A 17,323-nucleotide genomic window follows, 5' to 3' on the forward strand; every position below is an offset into this window, starting at 1 on the left:
GGATTGGTCTGTGTCATGCTGCGGCTAGTTGGATCCGTCCAGCGGCTGCCGGCGGCCGGAACCTGGTGCGCTGCAGAACATCCGGAAATGCCGATGAGCGACGGAGTTATGTGGGGCGCAGCTTGATGTAGTGCCAGCGCCTGAACATTGGGTAGTACAGCGCAGTGAGGGCGTTGGCGCCTGGTTCGCAGTACAGCTGGCGGGTCTCATCGGTTGCGAGGTCGGCGGTGACGGTCGGCGACGTCACCCAGTCGAGCTTCAGTTGGACCTCGTGGCTGCCAGGGTCCACGCTGACCGTGAGCATCTCGCCACGGCCGATGCGACCCACTTTGCTGCCGTCGATGAACACGCGGTACTTGCGCAGAAGGTCCACATATCCGCCACGTCGCCGCTGGACAGTGATTTGCGCCACACGATCAGGCTAGTTCGATCTTGGTGGGAATGGTCGTTCTGGCTCATTGTTCATCGCGGGTGTCCCGGGGCCGCACGGTAATCGGTCAGGGTCTGACCACGTAGACCGCACTGTCGTTGTAGTCGACGAGGTAGGCGGCGCCGGTGCCGGGGTCCATCGCGGCCGAGGCTATAGTCCGGCCGGACCCGGGGATGGGGGTGACCTTGTGGGTGTCGGCGTCGATCGCCACCGGCGTCAGGTCGAGCGTGCTCTGGTCGCCGGTCGCCGGCAGCACCCCGACGTAGAGGATGCGGCGATCCTGGTCAAGGGCAATCATGCTCGGGCGGTGGACGGGGATGGCGCCGGTGACCCGGTTCGTGTGGGTGTCGATCGTCCATATCGAGTCACCCAGGTTGTTCGCGACGTAGAGGGTGCCGGAGCGATGGTCGAGCGCGAGGCCCAGTGGCCCCTGGCCCACCGCGACGGTCGCGGCCACGGTGTTGGTCGACACGTCGATCACCGACACGGAGTTGTCGCCGTCCATACCGACATAGAGCCGCGAGCGATCAGCGTCGAACACGACCCCGATCGGCCGGATGCCCACCCCGACGGTGGCGGTCACGGCGCGGGCGCGGGGGTCGATCACCGACACCGAACCCGGCTTCGACGCCACGCGTGCACCGGTCTGGCCCTCTGCGAGCGGATCGAGGGTGGCGTTGGTGACATACACCAGATGGGTGCGGGGGTCGACCGCAATTTCGTCCGGGTTGGCCCCGACAGCGATGGTCGCGGTGACGGTGTTGGTGTTCGCGTCGATCACGAACACCTTGCCGGCGTCGGCGTAGTCGGTCGCGTACACGGTGCGGGTTTGCGGGTCGACCGCCACACCCATCGCGCCCGGAGTGTTTTCGATGGTGGCGGCGACAGCGCTGGTGGTGCCGTCGAGAACGGAAACGGTACCGCCGGAAGTATTCGCGACGTACACCTTGTGTGTCGTGGCATCGACCGCGACGCCCTGCGGGTTCTTCCCTACAGCGACAGGCCTGGCGGTGAAGGCCGGCGAGCCGTGCGGTGGCGGTTTCGGCCACATCAGGACCACAGCGACCGCAGCGACCGCAGCGATGATCGCAACCGCCGCGGCGGCAACCACAAGCAACCGGCGGCGGACGCGGCGCTTTCGGACCGGAGTCCCCGGCACCACCGCCGGCTCCGTCGTGCTCGCAAACTCAGCGCCTCCGACTGCCGGGATGCCCCCCGTCACCATCTTGGATTTCGGCGGTGCGGTCGGCGATGAGATGGTCGCGGTGAGCTCCTTCGATGCCGCCGCCAGCGTGTCGTTGGCCGCAGCGGCCAGCTCACCACAACTGGAGTATCGACTGTCACGGTCCTTGGCCAGGGCGCGTTCGACGATGGCATCGAAACCTTCGGGCACACGCACGTCGCCTTGCCTGCTGGGCTTCGGGATCGGCAGGCTCAAATGCCCGTACATCAGCTGCGCGGGGGTGCTCCCGGGATACGGCAGCGCCCCGGTGAGCATCCGGTACAGAGTCGCACCCAGGGCGTACACGTCGACACGGTGATCGATCGTCGCACCGATATCGAATTGTTCGGGCGCTGCGTACTGCAGACTCGCCAGGAGCATGCCGCTGCGAGTAAAACCGCCGGTTTCATCGAGGGCCTTGGCGATCCCGAAGTCCGCGAGCAACACCCGCTCGGGTTCACCGCGCGACGTGTCGGTCAACAGGATGTTGGCCGGCTTCACGTCACGATGCAACACCCCGTGCCCGTGGGCGTAATCGAGCGCAGCCGCGGTCTCGGTGACGATCCACACCGCCCGCCCGACCGGCAGCGCCCCATCCCGCCGCAACAGCTCGGCCACGTCGCTGCCGTCGACATACTGCATCGCGATCCACAGCTGACCACCCTCGTTGCCGCGGTCGTAGACGGTGACGATATTCCGATGGTCCAGCCGGGCAGCGGTATCGGCCTCTCGCAGGAACCGGGCACGCACATCCTCGTCATCGGTCAGAGCACGGTTGAGCACCTTCAGAGCGACCAGGCGCGGCAGATTCGGATGCTCAGCCAGATACACCGTGCCCATACCACCCGCACCGAGCCGACGCACGATCCGATAACCGGCGAACACTCCCCCCGACTCCAACGAAGCGCCCATCGCTGAGGACCCCTCCCTCCCGGGAACACCCCCAATCCGACACCCGACCAGCAAACACCCAGCCCGCTATTCGGGCACCCGCACTGGCAACAGAAACCTCTCAATAAGCATAGGCACGGACACCGGCCATACGAGATCTCGAACCGGTCGACCTGCTCGAGTCCGAAACGGCGCCAGTGCCGCCTCGAGATCGATCCCCCGGCCACATCGCCCCCGCCGGCTCTAGCAAACTCGAGTACGCGCTCATGGCTCCCCTTTATGTCAAGACTGGGATGTGGGTGCAGGGTTAGCCTGGTTGATGGGTCTGGGATGTGGCTTGTCCGAAGGGTCGGTGTGCGGGTTGGAGCCGGTCGCGCTGGAGTCGAGAGTCGTTCCCGATTGCCCTCCCGGGCCCGCTGATTCACGTTTTCGCTGGTCGTCGAGTATTCGCGCGTAGACGGTGTTGGAAAGTCGGCGTTTGAGAGCGCGCATCGCTTCCATCGAGTTCTTCCCGCCCGCTCTGCGAGCGTCGTAGTAGACGCGGCCGGCGGTGGGGTGGCGCAGCTGGACCACGGCCATGATGTGCAGGACGCGGTTGATTCTGCGGTTGCCGGCGCGGGAGAGCCGGTTCCTCGATCAGTTCGATGACCAGCCGCAGCTGGACCCGGCCGACCGGATCGCAGGGGCGCAGGTCCGCGATCAGGTCGCGGGCCTGCGGCGCGGACAGGAATTTCTTGGCGCCGCCGGGAATCAGGTCGAGCAGCAGCCGGTGGATGCGGTTGAGGGTTTCGGTGCGGGCGCGGCCGAGCTCGTCGCGGCGATCGGCGAGCAGGCCGAGCGCGACCAGTTCCGCATCGAGCTCGACGCGTCGCAGATTCGGAGCATGCAGGGCGGCCAGGGCGACCGAGTGGGCGTCGACCGGGTCGGTTTTGCGGCCGTTGCCGGTAGCGAAGACCCGCACCTGCGCGGAGAGTTTCGCGGGCACGTCGACCACGGTTTCGCCGTCGTGGACCAGACGGTGCGCGAGGTGGCGGCCGATGCCGTTGCAGCCCTCGACCGCCCAGACGCGATCAGCGAATTGCTGTGCAGTGGTGAGGATTTCGGTATAGCCGCCCGTGTCGGTGGCGTATCTGCCGGCGGTCAGGATATGGCCTGCCGCGTCGATGATCTCGATGGTGGCCGAGCGTTTGTGTGGATCCATCCCGATGATGACGGTCACCGGTGTCCTCCCTCGATCGCAGTGGTGGTGTCCGTGCGAGGAGGGCACCGCTACTTCGAGCCGGGCAGACCCCTTTCCAGCCACTCCCGCACGGCACCCGGTGGGAGGCGAGCCATGAGAGAGCCACACCGATCATGCTGGCGGGCAGCCGCTTGACGGAGCATCCCACCGGGCACCTGGACCGAATCCTGGCCGGGACCCGGCCCGGACACCAGTCTTAAGTAGCCGCTGACCGCGCTGACCGAACCGGCCAGCGCGGGGCATCGGAAGATCAACGCGCAGAGCGCCGTACGACCGCCGACAATGCGTGCTCATGCCGATTACACGATGTTCACGCTAGGGGCCCGATGAGCCGATGGTGGGTCCATCTCTATGGATCCTGGGCAGGGTTACGGCATAGGTGAACCCGACCGATAGACATGCACCTGTGTCTCCGCCAGCGTGGCCAGCTCCAGAACCGCTCGACATTGTCGGGAATCCAAGAGTGTAGCCATCGCCATCGACATAGATCCCGATCAGTGAGACTCCAAGTTCCAGGCAGCGATCGGCCAAGGGCCACAAGAAGTCCTGAAGATCGCTCGTATCCCAATCACGGATGGTGCTCCAGTCTCACCAATCCCAGGTCAATCCATGTGGATAGGTCGGAAGGTGCTGTAAGTAATCGCGGATCTCATTCGGGTCCGACTTCCAGTTACAGTAGGTCAGTCCGCTTCGGAACGGTTCACCGTCCTCGTCGAATCCGTAGAGGGAGTCGATGAGCACCTCTTCCGGGGTGAAGTAGTTTTCTTCCTCGACCTCTTCGAGCTGCTGTTCCAATCGCTCACGAGTCGAATCCGCGTCAGGTGCAAGCAGTTCGACGATTCCGAACAGCGCCGCGCGCTGTTCCTCCCCAATGATCATGGACCCGAATTCAGTCTGAGGCATTGACGTACTGCGTGCCGTGTGGTGAACGACGGCCGATATTTGATCTCGCGGGGGCGACGCCCGGAGCTCTGGTCGCGGCCCCGGGCGCGCGCCTTGGATTCAGGGCTGTGCCGCCGAAAGGGGCGGACGGTGCTGCACCCATGGCCGTAGGCGCTCGAATGCTGCTGCTGCACTGAGTACTTCGATGTCGGCTCGGATGCGGCCGGCGATCTGCAGGCCGACTGGGAGGCCTGTGGCGGTGAAGCCGACGGGAACCGAGATCGCAGGAGCGGTGGTGAGGTTGAACGGGTAGGTCAGTAGCCAGCCCATCAGCTGTTGTCGCAGGGGCGTTCCCGTGAGCGAGTCCGGACAGAACTGATCGGCGGGGAATGCGGGTACGGCGGTCACCGGGGTTACGAGGTAGTCGAAGTCCCGCATGAAATTGGTGTACTGGTCGACCATGTGGCCGCGGGCGGCGTCGGCGCGTTGGATCTGCCGGGCGGTCAGACGGTCTCCCGCGTGCATGAGTTCGATCAATTGCATATCGACGCGGCCGGTTTCGCGATCCCAATCGGTTACGTCGAGCATTGCCGAATAGAAGGGCGCCCACAAGGCCTCCCATGCCACCTGGTCGGGGTGCTGCCAGCCCGGATCGGCTTCGGCCACGGTGCAGCCGACGTCGGCGAAGGCGCTCAGCGCCTGTTCGCACAGGGCCCGGACCTCGGAATCGACGTCGCTGCAGCCCAGATCTGGTGACCAGGCGATACGGGCGCCCGCGATGTCGGCATCGAGGGCCGACATGTAGTCGATATTCGAGTCCGGAAGCGAAAGCGGGTCTGCCGCATCGAATCCGGCCATGGTGTTGAGCATCAGCGCGGCGTCGCCGACGGTGCGGGTGATGGGGCCGTGGAATACGAAGTTCACGAATCGGCCTGCGGTTCGGGTCTGCGGGATTCGCCCCAGTGAGGGCTTCAAACCGACGACGCCGTTGAGCGCGGCGGGAATTCGGATCGAGCCGCCGCCGTCGGTTCCCTGCGCGAGCTGGCCCAGGCCCGCGGCGACGGCCGCGCCCGCGCCGCTGCTGGAGCCGCCCGCGGTCATGCCCGGGTGCCACGGGTTGACCGTGGTGCCGTAGAGATGATTGGAGGAAGTGGCCTTGTATCCGGCTTCGGCGACATTCGTTTTGCCGAGGAACAGTCCGCCCGCGGACTTCAAACGCGCCGCGACAGGTTCGTCGCGCTGAGCCACGATTCCACGTTGGGCGACCACGCCCGAGGTCGTGGGTGTACCCGCTGCTCCGCAGACTTCCTTGAGGCTGTAGGGAATACCGTGCAGCGGCGATATCGGCTCGCCCCCTCCGGCCAGCTGCTCGGTGAGCGCCTTGGCATCACGCAGGACCCGGTCCGGATCGTGATAGACGAAGGCATTCAACAGCGGATCCACCCGCTCGATACGCCGCACGACGGCTTCGGCCACATCCAGGGGCGACACTTCCCGCGCAGCGATTCGCGCGGACAGTTCTACCGCCGACATCCAGCACAGCTCTTCGTTGTCGGACATGTGTAGTTCCTTTCTGAGTGATATTCGAACTGTACAACTCCTCAGATGACCTGATGTGTTGTACGAAGGGGTCGCAGGTCTGCGACCAGGTCAAGCAGCGAGCATCCCGTAGAGTCATATGAGGACCAGAGGAATTGCAGGACCGTCTCATGTCGAGGCGCGGAATCGAGGAGGTCAGTGTTGTCGGTACGCCCCGTGCAGCACTCCTCGCTGGCCACGCAGGCCAGCGCGGAGCTGTCCCGGCTGATAACCAAGGGTGAGTGGCCGGTGGGGTCCCGCTTGCCCAATGAAACCGAGCTGAGCCTGTTGCTCGGGGTCGGGCGTTCGACCTGCCGGGAGGCCGTTCGCGCCCTGATCGCCTCCGGACAACTGCAGTCCCGCCACGGGTCGGGAACCTACGTTTTGTCCGCGACCCCCGTGTCGGAGTTCGACCGGCAGTTGCGCCGCTCCAACGTCGACGAGGTCTACGAAGTCCGATTGATGCTCGAAGTCGAGGCCGGTCGCTTGGCCGCGCGGCGCCGGACCGGCCGCGACCTCGAGGAGCTGGAAACCGCTCTGCGGCAACGTGGGTCGGCCGCCGATCACGCGACCTTCATCGAAGCCGATTTACGGTTTCACACTGCGGTGGTGGCCGCAGCGCACAACGCTGTTCTCGCCACCGTCTACAGCTCACTGCGCGATGCGTTGCGGTCCACGGCCGAGGAGGTCGTTGAGACCGCGGTGTTCGGTGACTCCCGCTCGTCCCAGCGTGACGCCAAAGCGCACGCCGATCTCTTGGCCGCGATCGAAGCCGGTGACGCGCGCGCCGCGGGGACGGTCGCTCGACGGCAGATGACCTGTGCACTGCGAGCACACTCGAGTCGGACCGTGTAGCCGGGCCGGAATGGGCGGCGGGCGAAACTGCCTGGCGCGGCACGCCTCAACGTTCGGCGACGATCTCGAGTTCGCGGTCCGTCTCGGCGGCCGAGGCGAATTCGTTCTCGGGCAAACGATCATGCAACGTCCACGCCATCGCTGAGGCGGCGAGCAGTACGGCGACCGATGCCGTGATCGCGACTCGCGGTCCGGAATGATCGGCCAGTATCCCGAACACGGGAGACATGACGCCCCCGACCGACATCGCCAAGCCCAAGGTGACGCCACTGGCGGTCCCCGGACGGTTGGGCAGATAGTCCTGAGCCAGAGTTACCTGCGGAGCGAACGGCAGGAACATGGCGATACCCACCACCACGACCGCCATCAGGGCCACCGTCGTCGACGGGGCGCTCGCCAATCCCAGTAGCGCCACGGGCGCCAGCGCGAATCCCAGTCGCACCACGGCGATGCGCCCCCACCTATCGGCGACCAGGCCACCCAGCAGCGTACCCACCGCATCGCCGATCGTGAACAGCGACAGCCCAAGTGCGGCAATGGATGTCGAGCCACCCAGAACGTCGAGCACGAAAGGCGAAACCAGCGTCAAGGCCGTCACGTACGGTATCGACCAGCACACTGTCACCAGCACCAGCCTCGCGAAAGCACTCCAATCGTCGACCAGAGCCGACCGAGCCACCGCAACACACTCGTTCAACGGCGCCGCCAGACTGTAGCCGCGCAGCCGAGCCCACGATCGTCGCGACACCCACATCACCGCGACCACCAGCGCCGGTACCGTCAGCACGACACTCCCCGACAGCCCCAACCCGCCCACCACGAGCGTGACGAACGGCGGCGCAAGCGCCGCGCCGACCGTGCCGCCGACCGAGAAGGCGCTCATTGCGACCTGTGATCGACCACCGGCGGCGCGCGCCTCGTTTGTCGCCGGCGGGTGATACGCGGCGATGCCGATACCCGCTGCCGCCATGCACAACCAGGTGACCCAATAGCTCGACCCGAGCCCCGCCCCGGCGATGCCCGCCGCAGCCAGCAGAAACCCGCCCGGGATGAGCCATCCACGATGTGTCCGGTCGACGACCATCCCGAAGATCGGCTGCACCACACTCGACAATCCCGTTGCCGCCAGGGTGATTCCGGCTACCGCCGAATAGCTGTACCCGCGTTCGACCATCATGAACGGCAGCAGCGCAGGCACCGCGCCCTGATACAGATCATTCACCGCATGGGTACCCGCGAGAAACGCAACTTGACCTCGTTTCAAAGCAACTCCTCACAACATCGCGCCGCCGGGCGCTGCGGACATACGTGCCCGCAAGGAACAGGAAAAGCGGCGCCAGCCAGCGGATCACGCCGCGCCCGCCCATCAAATTACTCAGGTCATCTGAGGACTTTGACGCTAGCAGGCCTCTTCGCTCGAAATAAGGCCCACCTCACACGATGTGCCGGAGGTCACATTCCATCCGTGCAGCCGGGTTTCAGGATCCTGATCGCCGTGCCACCTCACGGTGCTCGTCGAGCTCGATGGGCAGATCATGCTGAGCGACTGACGGCCAAGGTTCGACCCACATCGAACGCACCATAATGCCGCATGCCGCGCTGACCGAACCGGCCAGCGCCGGGCGCCGGCTGTCGGCCCAGGTGCGCTGGAGATGGGGTATTCGCGAACGACGGCCTGAGTTCCTACGCGAGCAAGTGCGCTGCGGCAGGCGGCTATGGTCCGGCTCGCCCAGTTGTCCGAGCAGGGCAGCTTGTCCAGCGATCGCCCAGCGTCTCAGCGGTCAGCCGGCAGAAAAGGTAATTAATGCTGCAAAGCCGGGGCGTAAGGCGTGCCGACGGTGTGACCACTCCACAAGAACGCTAGGTGGCTGGTGACGAATGGCGGAACACCAGCCACCTGGGCGGATTCATAGTCTTCGACGCATCACAAGATCCGGTAGGTCGATGAATCTGAGCAGGTTGTGATGGTCGCGAACCAGCGCACCCCAGCCGATGGCGGCGACTGTGACTCGGATCCGGACCCCCTCGCCGCGAACCCTGCGGGCATCGGCATGCGCATCCGATGATCAGCCGGGCGCCGACCCGTAAGTCGAGATGGTGTTCATTGAAATTCCCTGTGCGAGAGATAGGTTGGTGGATCTCTGTCAGTTCGGTGCCATGTTTTCGATCCTTTGGTCGCGCGCCTGCTGCTCATGCTGCCACTCCACGATTGGGCTGTGATGGGAGGTAGCTCGAGTCCCGGCGATCTGGCCGTCCGGCGACCTGCATGATACGACGAGAAGGCAGACACGCCTTGGCGATTCGAGCGAGAAGACGTCGAGCTCACGCAGCCGTCTCACCACCCGCCCGTGACGGGCATACCGGTGAGGTGCTGAGTCTTTCGTGGCGACCATCCTTCCGCCCGGCGGAAGCTCGCAGGGCTTGTCCGACGAGGGTCACATCGTGACCACTCCGTGCAACGGCTGAGTGTTCCCGATTCAACGGATCGAGTGAATGCGCTTCCGGCGCAACGGATTCCGTTGCGCCGGAAGCGAGCTACCGATCGGCGGTGCTGCGCTTCCCAGCGAGCACGATTATCGCAGGCCGCCGGCGGCTTCGACTGTGGTGCCGGTGAGGTAGGAGGCGTCGGGGGAGAGTAAGAACGCAGCGACCGCGGCGATTTCATGGGGTTCGGCTAGGCGCCCGAGCGCGGTCATCGATTTGATGACCGCCTCGGCGGGCGCGTCGCGCAGCGCCGGCGGGATGTAGCGGCTCGCTACTTCGGCAGCCATGTCGGTGGCGGTGCCACCCGGGGCGATCGCGTTGATCGAGATGCCGCGCTCGGCGAGTTCGGGCGCCAGGTTGAGTACCATCGCCGAGACCGCCGCCTTGCTGGCTGCATACAAGGTGTGCTGGTAGACGCCGATGCGCGCGCTGATCGACGAGGTGAGCAGGATGCGCCCACCGCCGGTCATCGCCGCCACTGCCGCCTGCGTGGCAAACAGCTGGCCGGCCACATTGGTGCGAAACACTCGTTCGAAGTCTGCGGGAGTGATCGACTCCAGCGCTCCGAAATGCTCGATGCCCGCGTTGCTGGCCAAGATGTCCAGCCCGCCGAACGCCGCGACCACCTGATCGACCAGCACTCGGGTCTGGTCGGGATCGCTGACGTCGGCGCGCAATGCCACTGCCTGGTAGCCCTTGTCGGTCAGCTCGGCGACGAGCGTGTCTGCGGACGACTGGTTCGAGACGTAATTGACCGCGACCGCGGCACCATCGGCGGCCAGCCGACGCGCGATCGCGGCCCCGATGCCGCGCCCGCCACCAGTAACCAGTGCCCGCTTGCCGGCCAGACGTGGAGAATCGCTCATGGTTCACTCCTCAACGAAATCGTTCGGACGAATGATTCGGCTCTAGAGCAGGACGGTTCGGTGTCTATACCTACGCTCGCTCGGAACGGGTCATCGCCGTAAGCGTCTTGACGTCGAAACCGCCGATCCCAAGGATCTGGTGGACTTCCCATGGGATTACTTCGAAACCGCGATATCCGCGGGCGACGAACGGTTCTTGGCGGCACAGGTCATCGAGTTCGGCCCTGGACATATGCCCGAAGACGATGATTCCGAGTTCGCCGTCGAGGCTCGGGCCGGAAAACAACACCTTGCCGGCCAGTTGTTGCTCGCGCATCCAGGCCAGGTGATCGTCGAGGCTGCTGTCGGTCGCCGTGTCTCGATCGCCGAGCCATCGGTGCAACGTCAGGTACCACATTTCAGCCTCCTCGGTACTCAGGTGCGACCCCTGTCAACGGTGCGCCAATTCACGCGCCGCAGACAACCCCCCGCTTCCCAAGCGAGCTGGACAAGCTGAGCCGGGAGGCCTTCGCCGTGCTGGAGCGGCGGGTCTGCGGACCACCGCACCGCGCTCGGGCCCGACCGCCGCCGGGAGCGGTAGCTGCACCGTCGACTCGGGCAAAGAGTCTCGCGGTGGTGCGGCCTCTTCTAGAATCAAGATCACCTGGTGACCGTCGGTTCGGTGGCCGGTGACTGGGCGATGTTGCATGCCGTCACGGGTGCGTGATGGGAGATTCCTTCTTCGTTTTCCGACGTGAGAGGAGTTCGATCATGGCTGGCAACAACAAACCGTCAGAGAAGTGGAGCCTCCGCAGCGGAGGTACCGCCTGGGTGTACCCGGCCAATGGTGCGGCGCAGGTCGTCGATCCGGTGATCGTGGTCGCCGAGCCCGGTCAGGGACCCACCGACCTCGACGCGTTCTCGAGCCGGGTGGACGGCCCGGACTACCCGCTGCGGACGAAACTGGGCCAACGCGGCAAGGACGTGATCCTGGTGGGCTACGGCGACCAATCCGACTGGGACACCGCCGAGCAGGTGATCGTAGAGGCTGCGATGCGCACGCAGGCGATGCGCTCTGGCGGCAGGCCCATGGCCGTCGTCGGTGCCGGACGGGCCGCGCTGCTGACCCGCTACGCCCTGGCCCATCTCGAGAAGATGCGGATGAATCATGAGGTGGCTGCCTTCTTCAGCCTCGACAGCACGACACCGACCGCGGACGAGCAGCGCGCGCTCAACGCTGTCGGAGCCATGCCCATGCTGCCGCGATCGCAGAAGATCACCAGCGCGGGGACCCACGACCTCGAAGGCCTCGGCCCCCGCGACGATCCGGACAGTTCCCAGTTCGACGAGGCCCTGTACGCATCCGGCCCGGCCTCGGAAACCTCGCTGGTCAACGAGGAAGAGGGCAACTGGCTGCTCGAACGGATCTGACCGGCTGGGCGGCCCGACTGCCCGCTCTACCGAAACCCACTGGGTCCCTGCTTCATAGCAGGGGCCCAGTGCTGGTCGAGGTGTGGCCCCTGCGGGGCAGCTGACTAGCCTTCAGCCACAACGGCCGTCCGCATGGTGGTGACCTGCGGCGGGCCCGGGTGTCGGTGAGTGTCGGTAGCGTCGGGGACCGTGGAAACTGGGGAACGTATCCAAGAACTCGCGGACCGGATCGTGGCGCTGCGTGATGCCTATTACCAGGGTGCGCCGCTGGTCGCGGACGCCGAGTACGACGCGGTCGAGGACGAGCTGCGTGGCCTGATCGAGGCGCATCCCGACCTCACACCCGACCCGAATCCGCTGGAGCAGGTCGGCGCGCCCGCGGTGCTGCACGCCCCGATCCGGCACTCGCGTCCGATGCTGTCACTCGAGAAGGCGACCAAGCCCGACCAGGTCGCAGCGTTCTTCGCGCGCTTTCCCGGGCAGCCGGTGGTGGTGATGCCGAAGCTCGACGGGTTGTCGCTGGCCCTGGTCTTCGAGGACGGGCGGCTGGTGCGTGCGGTGACCCGGGGTGACGGCACCACCGGTGACGATGTCACCGTGCTGGTCCGTGCGTTGGTCGATGGTGTTCCCGAGCGCATCGACGTCCCGGGGCGGGTGGAGGTGCGGGGCGAGGCGGTGATGCTGCGTTCGACCTTCGCCGCCTACAACACCGCGCATCCGGACAAGCCGCTGATCAATCCGCGCAACGCCGCTGCGGGCACGCTGCGAGCGAAGGACCCGGCCACGGTCGCCGAGCGGCGCCTGCAGTTCTTCGGCTTCGACTTGGACACCTCGCCCGACAGTGCCGCGGTCGACCTGGAGGAGGGGTTGCGGGCGCTGGGCATCGCGGGCGCGCAGATGCGGCACTGCGCCGACGCCGAACAGGCGCAGGCAGCGATCACCGCGATCGAGCAGAGCCGCAACGAGCTGGACTACGACCTCGACGGTGCGGTGCTGCGGCTGGCCGACCGCGGCGCCTACGCGGCGGCGGGGACTCGGTCGAACTCCCCGCGTGGTGCGCTGGCGTTCAAGTTCGCCGCCGAGGAGAAGACCACGGTGCTCGACGACGTGGTCTGGGACGTCGGCAAGACGGGCAAGATCGTCCCGGTCGCCTGGCTCGAGCCGGTGTTCGTGGGCGGCACCACGGTCACCAAGGCCACGCTGGCCAACCAGGAGGTGATCCGCGCCCGCGACATCAAGATCGGTGACACGGTGCTGGTGCGCCGCGCGGGCGACGTGATCCCGTTCGTGGCGGGCGTGCTCGACGCCTCCCAGCGCACGGGCACCGAGCGCGAGATCGTGCCGCCCACCGTGTGTCCGTCCTGCGGGCAGCCGGTGACCGAGCAGGGCAACAGCCGAGAACTGTTCTGCACCAACGTTTCCTGTCCCGCGCAGACGGTGCGCAGGCTCATCCACTGGGCGTCGCGCGCGGCGGCCGACATCGACGCCATCGGGCAGGTGTGGATCGAACGTCTCGCCGAGGCTGCCATCCTGGAGCGCCCGTCCGACTTCTACACGCTGACCAAGGAACGCCTGCTCGAATTCGACCGCGTCGGTGAGATCTCGGCGCAGCGCATGATCGACTCGATCGACGCCAGCCGCAAGGTCGGCCTGCGCCGCGCACTGATCGGCCTGGCCATCCCCATGGCCTCCGACGGCACCGCCGCGCGCCTGGCCCGAGCCGGGTTCGGCTCCCTGGAAGAGGTCGCCGACGCAGGCGAGGAACGCCTCGTGGCGGTCGAGGACATCGGCCCGAAAGTCGCGGCCTCCCTGGCCGCGCACCTCACCCGCCTGCGCCCGGAACTGCAGCGGCTCCGAGAAGCCGGTGTCAGCCTGGACGTTCGGGAGGAAGACCTTCCCCCGGTCGTCGCGGCCGGCGCGCCCCTCGAAGGCAAAACTGTCGTGATCACCGGCGCCATCAGCGACCCGCGCTCCGGTGAGAAAGTCGCGCGCCCGACATTCCAACGCCTGTGCGAGAAAGCCGGCGCGACAGCCGCATCGTCCGTCTCGGCCAACACCGACATGCTCATCACCGGTGGGGGAGTCGGCGAGACCAAGCTGGCCAAGGCGGAGAAGCTCGGTGTCGCGGTCGTCGACCAAGCAGAAATCTGGAATCTGCTCATCGCCGCGAAGGTCATCTAGACCCTCCAATTGCGGGCGATGCGTGCTGCAGCATTACAGGCCGACCGGTTGTGCCAGACCGGCGACCTCCCGTGCCTACCAGGGTTCCCGAAATGCACGGCCGGAACGGATACGTGAAACTCGTTGGTACCGGCCGTACTTCGATGCTGCCGGGAACACCCGGGCACTGTGCGGCGCACTGCGCGCGGCACCGTGCAGGAAATACACACCCCTCGGGTCACCGGTGGCGGACTTCAGACGCCCGTCACCCCGGTGACTCTCCGTAGGACCTCCGGTGCCCAGCGGTAGCGCTGGGCAGCGCATGCAGTGCCAGGGCACCCACGGCCCGGACGCCGTCTCCGCAGCGTCCGGGCCGTCCCCCGCCCATCAGAAGGCCGGGCGGCACCTGGAACCGCCACACGCTCGGCGATCACAATCGTGACCACCAGACGCCCATCCACGGTCGGAAGGTCAACGCTCCGAGGGTAACTCGGGTGGATGCTGGGTTGTCGGCAGCGGACGGAAGGGCCGCTTGCCCCGCTGACCGAACGGCGGGCCTGTGTCCGCGCGAGATCGACTCGCTGAGGGTGTCTGACCGGCGGTTGGTGCACGGGGCCGATCGTGCCTGCTGTTTGCCCGCGTCGGTCTGCTCTGTTACCGGGGTGGGGGTCTTGTCGATGCAGTATCCGGGTGTGGGTGGCCGGGTGCCGGTTCTGCGTTGGGTCTTGGTGGGTGGGGTTCGAACCTGACCTACACGGTCGTGACCGGCGGATTTCCGCTGATATCAGCCTGAACTGGCGGCTGGTAGCCGCGTAGTGGCCCGCCTGTAGCAGATGCATCTCGTACCTGCGATCCGTGCGCCACGGTGACTTGTCGGTGGGTCGCCGTAGAGTTGCGTTCATGAGCATTTCGATGTGTCGGCGCGCAGGCCCGGACGAATTCGGTTGCGCGGCCGGTGGTTCGGATAGCACTGTGTTTGTCGTAAGTGATTCGGACGAAGGGCCATGGGGAGTGGCCCTCCGGGGGAAGGAATGAATGCCATGAACCGCAATATGATTCGCGGGGAGCATCGCGGCCCGAGGTTCGCCAAGAGCAGTTTCAGTTACGGTGGCGGCGATTGCGTCGAGGTCGCGTACCACGAAGGCCGGATCGCATTGCGTGATTCCAAGGATCGGCACAGCCCGACACTGTGGTTCACGAAATCTGAGTGGCGAGCGTTCATGTCAGGTGTGCGGGCCGGCGAATTCGATTTCGGCCTCTGACGGGAAAGGTGGTGTCGCAGCGAGTTCGCTGCGACACCACCACCCCCACGTGCGGCCGACCCCTCGACGGCCGCTGGAAACAGGTCAATTGGTTACGATGCCGTGGATTTCGTCCCGGAGTTCGGCGAGGAATACGCGGGCATCGGTGTCGAACACGGCCATTCGAGTCAAAGCCACCCAGCGGCGGCGATGGGCGTCGACAAGTTCGGGGCCGCGAGTGACCATGCTTCCCGGGATCGGTTCCGCGGAGGCGAGTGCGTGGTCCTCGTTCTCATAGATGACGAAACCGTGCGGGATCGTGGTGCTCGCCTCGATATCCTGCGGAATCACCCCGATGCTGACCGTATCGAGGGTCTCGATCGAGATGATCCGGTCCAATTGCGCGAGGAGCACGCGATGCGGGCCGGGCCGAAAGCGCAGGGCCGCTTCGGTAATCAGGAATTCGAAGCGCTTCGCGGGGTCGTACAGCACACGCTGGCGATCCAGGCGCGCGGCGAGCGCGGCCGCCAGAGCGTCGGGCGCATAGGGCGGATCGAAGGTGGCGAACACCCGGCGGGCGTAGTCGGCGGTCTGGAGCAGACCCGGCACCAGTGCGGGCTGGAAGTTCCGCACCACGTGCGCGTCCTCCTCGAATGCCCGTACGTCGTCCTGCAAATGCGGGCGGTCTGCGAGTGAGGCCGCCCAGTCCTGCACCTCGGGCGAGTGCGCCGCTACGGTGAGGGTGCGCAAAGAATCCTGAGAATCTGGTTCTGCCCCAACCGCTTTGGCCCAGTCGAGCACCTGCGGTAGCGGGGGAACCACGTGGCCGGCTTCGATCCGGGACAACGTCGACTGGCTGATTCCGACTCGTTTGGCCAACTCCCGCCCGGAGATTCCGGCCATGTCCCGCAACCGGCGCAGCTCCGCGCCCAACTGCTGGCGCGGGTGCGACTGGCGCGCAACGGAATTCGCGGCGGTTGCCGCCGCCACCGTAGCGCTCTCTGCCGGTTGATTCACTGGAACCATGATGATTCAGATCGAATCATCTTGATTCATCCGAGTCAAGACTCGGCCGGTCGCAACGGGAATCAGGGCGTGTGGGATCGGACACATGGGCAAGGGAGGGCTGCGCCGAGGAGCTGAACCATTGGGAGAGCAGGCTTGCCGAAGATCCCGACTACTGCGCCGGTTACGGTCGGCGCATCGTTGAGTGGCTGCGCGAATCGAAGGCAGCCGACAAGGCGTCATCGGCTTCTGGGGTGGATCGCAGCCACGCAATCCCACTGGCAAACCGGCTGCTCCTGCCTAGGCAGCCGAAAGCGAGCATCCGCTATCGCCTGGTGACCGTGCTGACCGAACCGGCCAGCACGGGGGGACGGAAGATCAACTGGCCGTGACCATCCGGAGCCGACCGAAGGCACCGTAATGCCGGATGGCGGGCAGTTCGGGTCAATCAGCGGTCAGGGCGGTGAAAGCCGTGGGCCAGTCCACAGGGGTATGCCCGTCATACAGTTCGAAAGTCTTGCCTTGGGATTCGGGGTAGAGCAGGGCCGCGACCGCCGCCTGGGCAACGATCTCGCGGCTGACGCGACCGTCGCCGCGATCGCCCTGTTCGAGATGCACACCGGTGGCAGGTGAATTCGTGAGCCAGCTGGGGCGGACGATCGCATACGGTGCGCCGCTGTTCCGCAGTGCCTGTTCACCGGCTCCGCGAGCGCGGATGATGCCTGCCATGTCGGGATGTTCGGCGGCGCGGGTGATGTAGATCTGGGAGACCAGAACAATGGGGATCTTCTGTGCGGCGGCCAGTTCGGCGAGCTGTCCGACTCCGGTGTGCATCACCGCGTCGGCGGCCGCGTCATCCACGGGCGGCTCGACCGAGACGATGATGCCGTCGACGCCTGCCAGCATCCGGGGATCGAGGGGGTTCGCCAGGTCGACCGCGATGCTCTGCTCGTCCCGAGGACGCCGGGTGCCGACGACCACCTCGTGACCGAGGTTGCGGAGCAGGTCGACGGCTTGCCGGCCGGTGCGGCCCGTGCCTCCGATGACCAGGTACCTCAT

At 66.0% G+C, this 17,323-nt stretch carries 15 protein-coding genes; 5 read left to right on the top strand and 10 right to left on the bottom strand.

The window, feature by feature from the left end:
• Positions 1-106: 106 nt before the first annotated feature.
• From ACFXIV_RS25525 to ACFXIV_RS25545, 5 genes are all read right to left on the bottom strand, one after another.
• Entirely contained in the window at positions 107-412 is a 306-nt protein-coding gene (locus tag ACFXIV_RS25525; protein WP_379398272.1) for a hypothetical protein, read from the bottom strand.
• An 85-nt stretch (positions 413-497) separates the two neighbouring features.
• Entirely contained in the window at positions 498-2,564 is a 2,067-nt protein-coding gene (locus ACFXIV_RS25530) for a protein kinase (RefSeq protein ID WP_379398274.1), read from the bottom strand.
• A gap of 400 nt (positions 2,565-2,964) precedes the next feature.
• Positions 2,965-3,762, bottom strand: a complete 798-nt coding sequence (locus tag ACFXIV_RS25535; protein WP_379398276.1) for a transposase — start codon at positions 3,760-3,762, stop codon at positions 2,965-2,967.
• 609 nt (positions 3,763-4,371) lie between these two features.
• Positions 4,372-4,662: a hypothetical protein gene (locus ACFXIV_RS25540; protein WP_379398278.1), complete on the bottom strand. Its 291-nt coding sequence runs from the start codon at positions 4,660-4,662 to the stop codon at positions 4,372-4,374.
• 123 nt (positions 4,663-4,785) lie between these two features.
• Positions 4,786-6,225, bottom strand: coding sequence for an amidase (locus ACFXIV_RS25545; protein ID WP_379398280.1), 1,440 nt, complete (start codon positions 6,223-6,225; stop codon positions 4,786-4,788).
• Between the two features lie 180 nt (positions 6,226-6,405).
• Between ACFXIV_RS25545 and ACFXIV_RS25550 the strand changes: the two genes are divergently transcribed.
• Entirely contained in the window at positions 6,406-7,098 is a 693-nt protein-coding gene (locus ACFXIV_RS25550; protein ID WP_379398282.1) for a FadR/GntR family transcriptional regulator, read from the top strand.
• A gap of 46 nt (positions 7,099-7,144) precedes the next feature.
• On the opposite strand, the gene ACFXIV_RS25555 is transcribed toward ACFXIV_RS25550, so the two are convergent.
• From ACFXIV_RS25555 to ACFXIV_RS25565, 3 genes are all read right to left on the bottom strand, one after another.
• Positions 7,145-8,320 carry an MFS transporter gene (locus ACFXIV_RS25555; protein ID WP_379398284.1) on the bottom strand — a complete coding sequence of 392 codons (1,176 nt, stop codon included), beginning with the start codon at positions 8,318-8,320 and terminating at the stop codon, positions 7,145-7,147.
• A 1,351-nt stretch (positions 8,321-9,671) separates the two neighbouring features.
• Positions 9,672-10,448, bottom strand: coding sequence for an SDR family NAD(P)-dependent oxidoreductase (locus tag ACFXIV_RS25560; RefSeq protein WP_379398286.1), 777 nt, complete (start codon positions 10,446-10,448; stop codon positions 9,672-9,674).
• Between the two features lie 70 nt (positions 10,449-10,518).
• Positions 10,519-10,845, bottom strand: a complete 327-nt coding sequence (locus ACFXIV_RS25565) for a YciI family protein (protein ID WP_379398288.1) — start codon at positions 10,843-10,845, stop codon at positions 10,519-10,521.
• Between the two features lie 353 nt (positions 10,846-11,198).
• On the opposite strand from ACFXIV_RS25565, the gene ACFXIV_RS25570 reads away from it, so the two are divergent.
• From ACFXIV_RS25570 to ACFXIV_RS25580, 3 genes are all read left to right on the top strand, one after another.
• Entirely contained in the window at positions 11,199-11,858 is a 660-nt protein-coding gene (locus ACFXIV_RS25570) for a hypothetical protein (protein WP_379398290.1), read from the top strand.
• A 189-nt stretch (positions 11,859-12,047) separates the two neighbouring features.
• Entirely contained in the window at positions 12,048-14,039 is a 1,992-nt protein-coding gene (gene ligA / locus ACFXIV_RS25575; RefSeq protein WP_379398292.1) for an NAD-dependent DNA ligase LigA, read from the top strand.
• A gap of 1,019 nt (positions 14,040-15,058) precedes the next feature.
• Positions 15,059-15,280, top strand: coding sequence for a DUF397 domain-containing protein (locus ACFXIV_RS25580; protein ID WP_354851270.1), 222 nt, complete (start codon positions 15,059-15,061; stop codon positions 15,278-15,280).
• A gap of 84 nt (positions 15,281-15,364) precedes the next feature.
• On the opposite strand, the gene ACFXIV_RS25585 is transcribed toward ACFXIV_RS25580, so the two are convergent.
• Positions 15,365-16,276, bottom strand: coding sequence for a helix-turn-helix domain-containing protein (locus ACFXIV_RS25585; protein WP_379398294.1), 912 nt, complete (start codon positions 16,274-16,276; stop codon positions 15,365-15,367).
• Positions 16,277-16,356: 80 nt separating this feature from the next.
• On the opposite strand from ACFXIV_RS25585, the gene ACFXIV_RS25590 reads away from it, so the two are divergent.
• Complete coding sequence (locus tag ACFXIV_RS25590) at positions 16,357-16,656, top strand: hypothetical protein (RefSeq protein ID WP_379398296.1); 300 nt, start codon at positions 16,357-16,359, stop codon at positions 16,654-16,656.
• A 52-nt stretch (positions 16,657-16,708) separates the two neighbouring features.
• Here the strand turns inward: ACFXIV_RS25590 and ACFXIV_RS25595 are convergent, their stop codons facing one another.
• Positions 16,709-17,323: an SDR family oxidoreductase gene (locus tag ACFXIV_RS25595; protein ID WP_379398298.1), complete on the bottom strand. Its 615-nt coding sequence runs from the start codon at positions 17,321-17,323 to the stop codon at positions 16,709-16,711.

Origin of the sequence: Nocardia sp. NPDC059236, assembly GCF_042754085.1 — a bacterium.
Taxonomy (GTDB): domain Bacteria; phylum Actinomycetota; class Actinomycetes; order Mycobacteriales; family Mycobacteriaceae; genus Nocardia.

Coding starts and splice junctions, on each gene's coding strand:
- ACFXIV_RS25530 (WP_379398274.1), bottom strand. CDS start 2,564: ATGGGCGCTTCGTTGGAGTCGGGGGGAGTGTTCGCCGGTTATCGGATC.
- ACFXIV_RS25540 (WP_379398278.1), bottom strand. CDS start 4,662: ATGATCATTGGGGAGGAACAGCGCGCGGCGCTGTTCGGAATCGTCGAA.
- ACFXIV_RS25545 (WP_379398280.1), bottom strand. CDS start 6,225: ATGTCCGACAACGAAGAGCTGTGCTGGATGTCGGCGGTAGAACTGTCC.
- ACFXIV_RS25560 (WP_379398286.1), bottom strand. CDS start 10,448: ATGAGCGATTCTCCACGTCTGGCCGGCAAGCGGGCACTGGTTACTGGT.
- ACFXIV_RS25565 (WP_379398288.1), bottom strand. CDS start 10,845: ATGTGGTACCTGACGTTGCACCGATGGCTCGGCGATCGAGACACGGCG.
- ACFXIV_RS25570 (WP_379398290.1), top strand. CDS start 11,199: ATGGCTGGCAACAACAAACCGTCAGAGAAGTGGAGCCTCCGCAGCGGA.
- ACFXIV_RS25580 (WP_354851270.1), top strand. CDS start 15,059: ATGAACCGCAATATGATTCGCGGGGAGCATCGCGGCCCGAGGTTCGCC.
- ACFXIV_RS25595 (WP_379398298.1), bottom strand. CDS start 17,323: ATGAGGTACCTGGTCATCGGAGGCACGGGCCGCACCGGCCGGCAAGCC.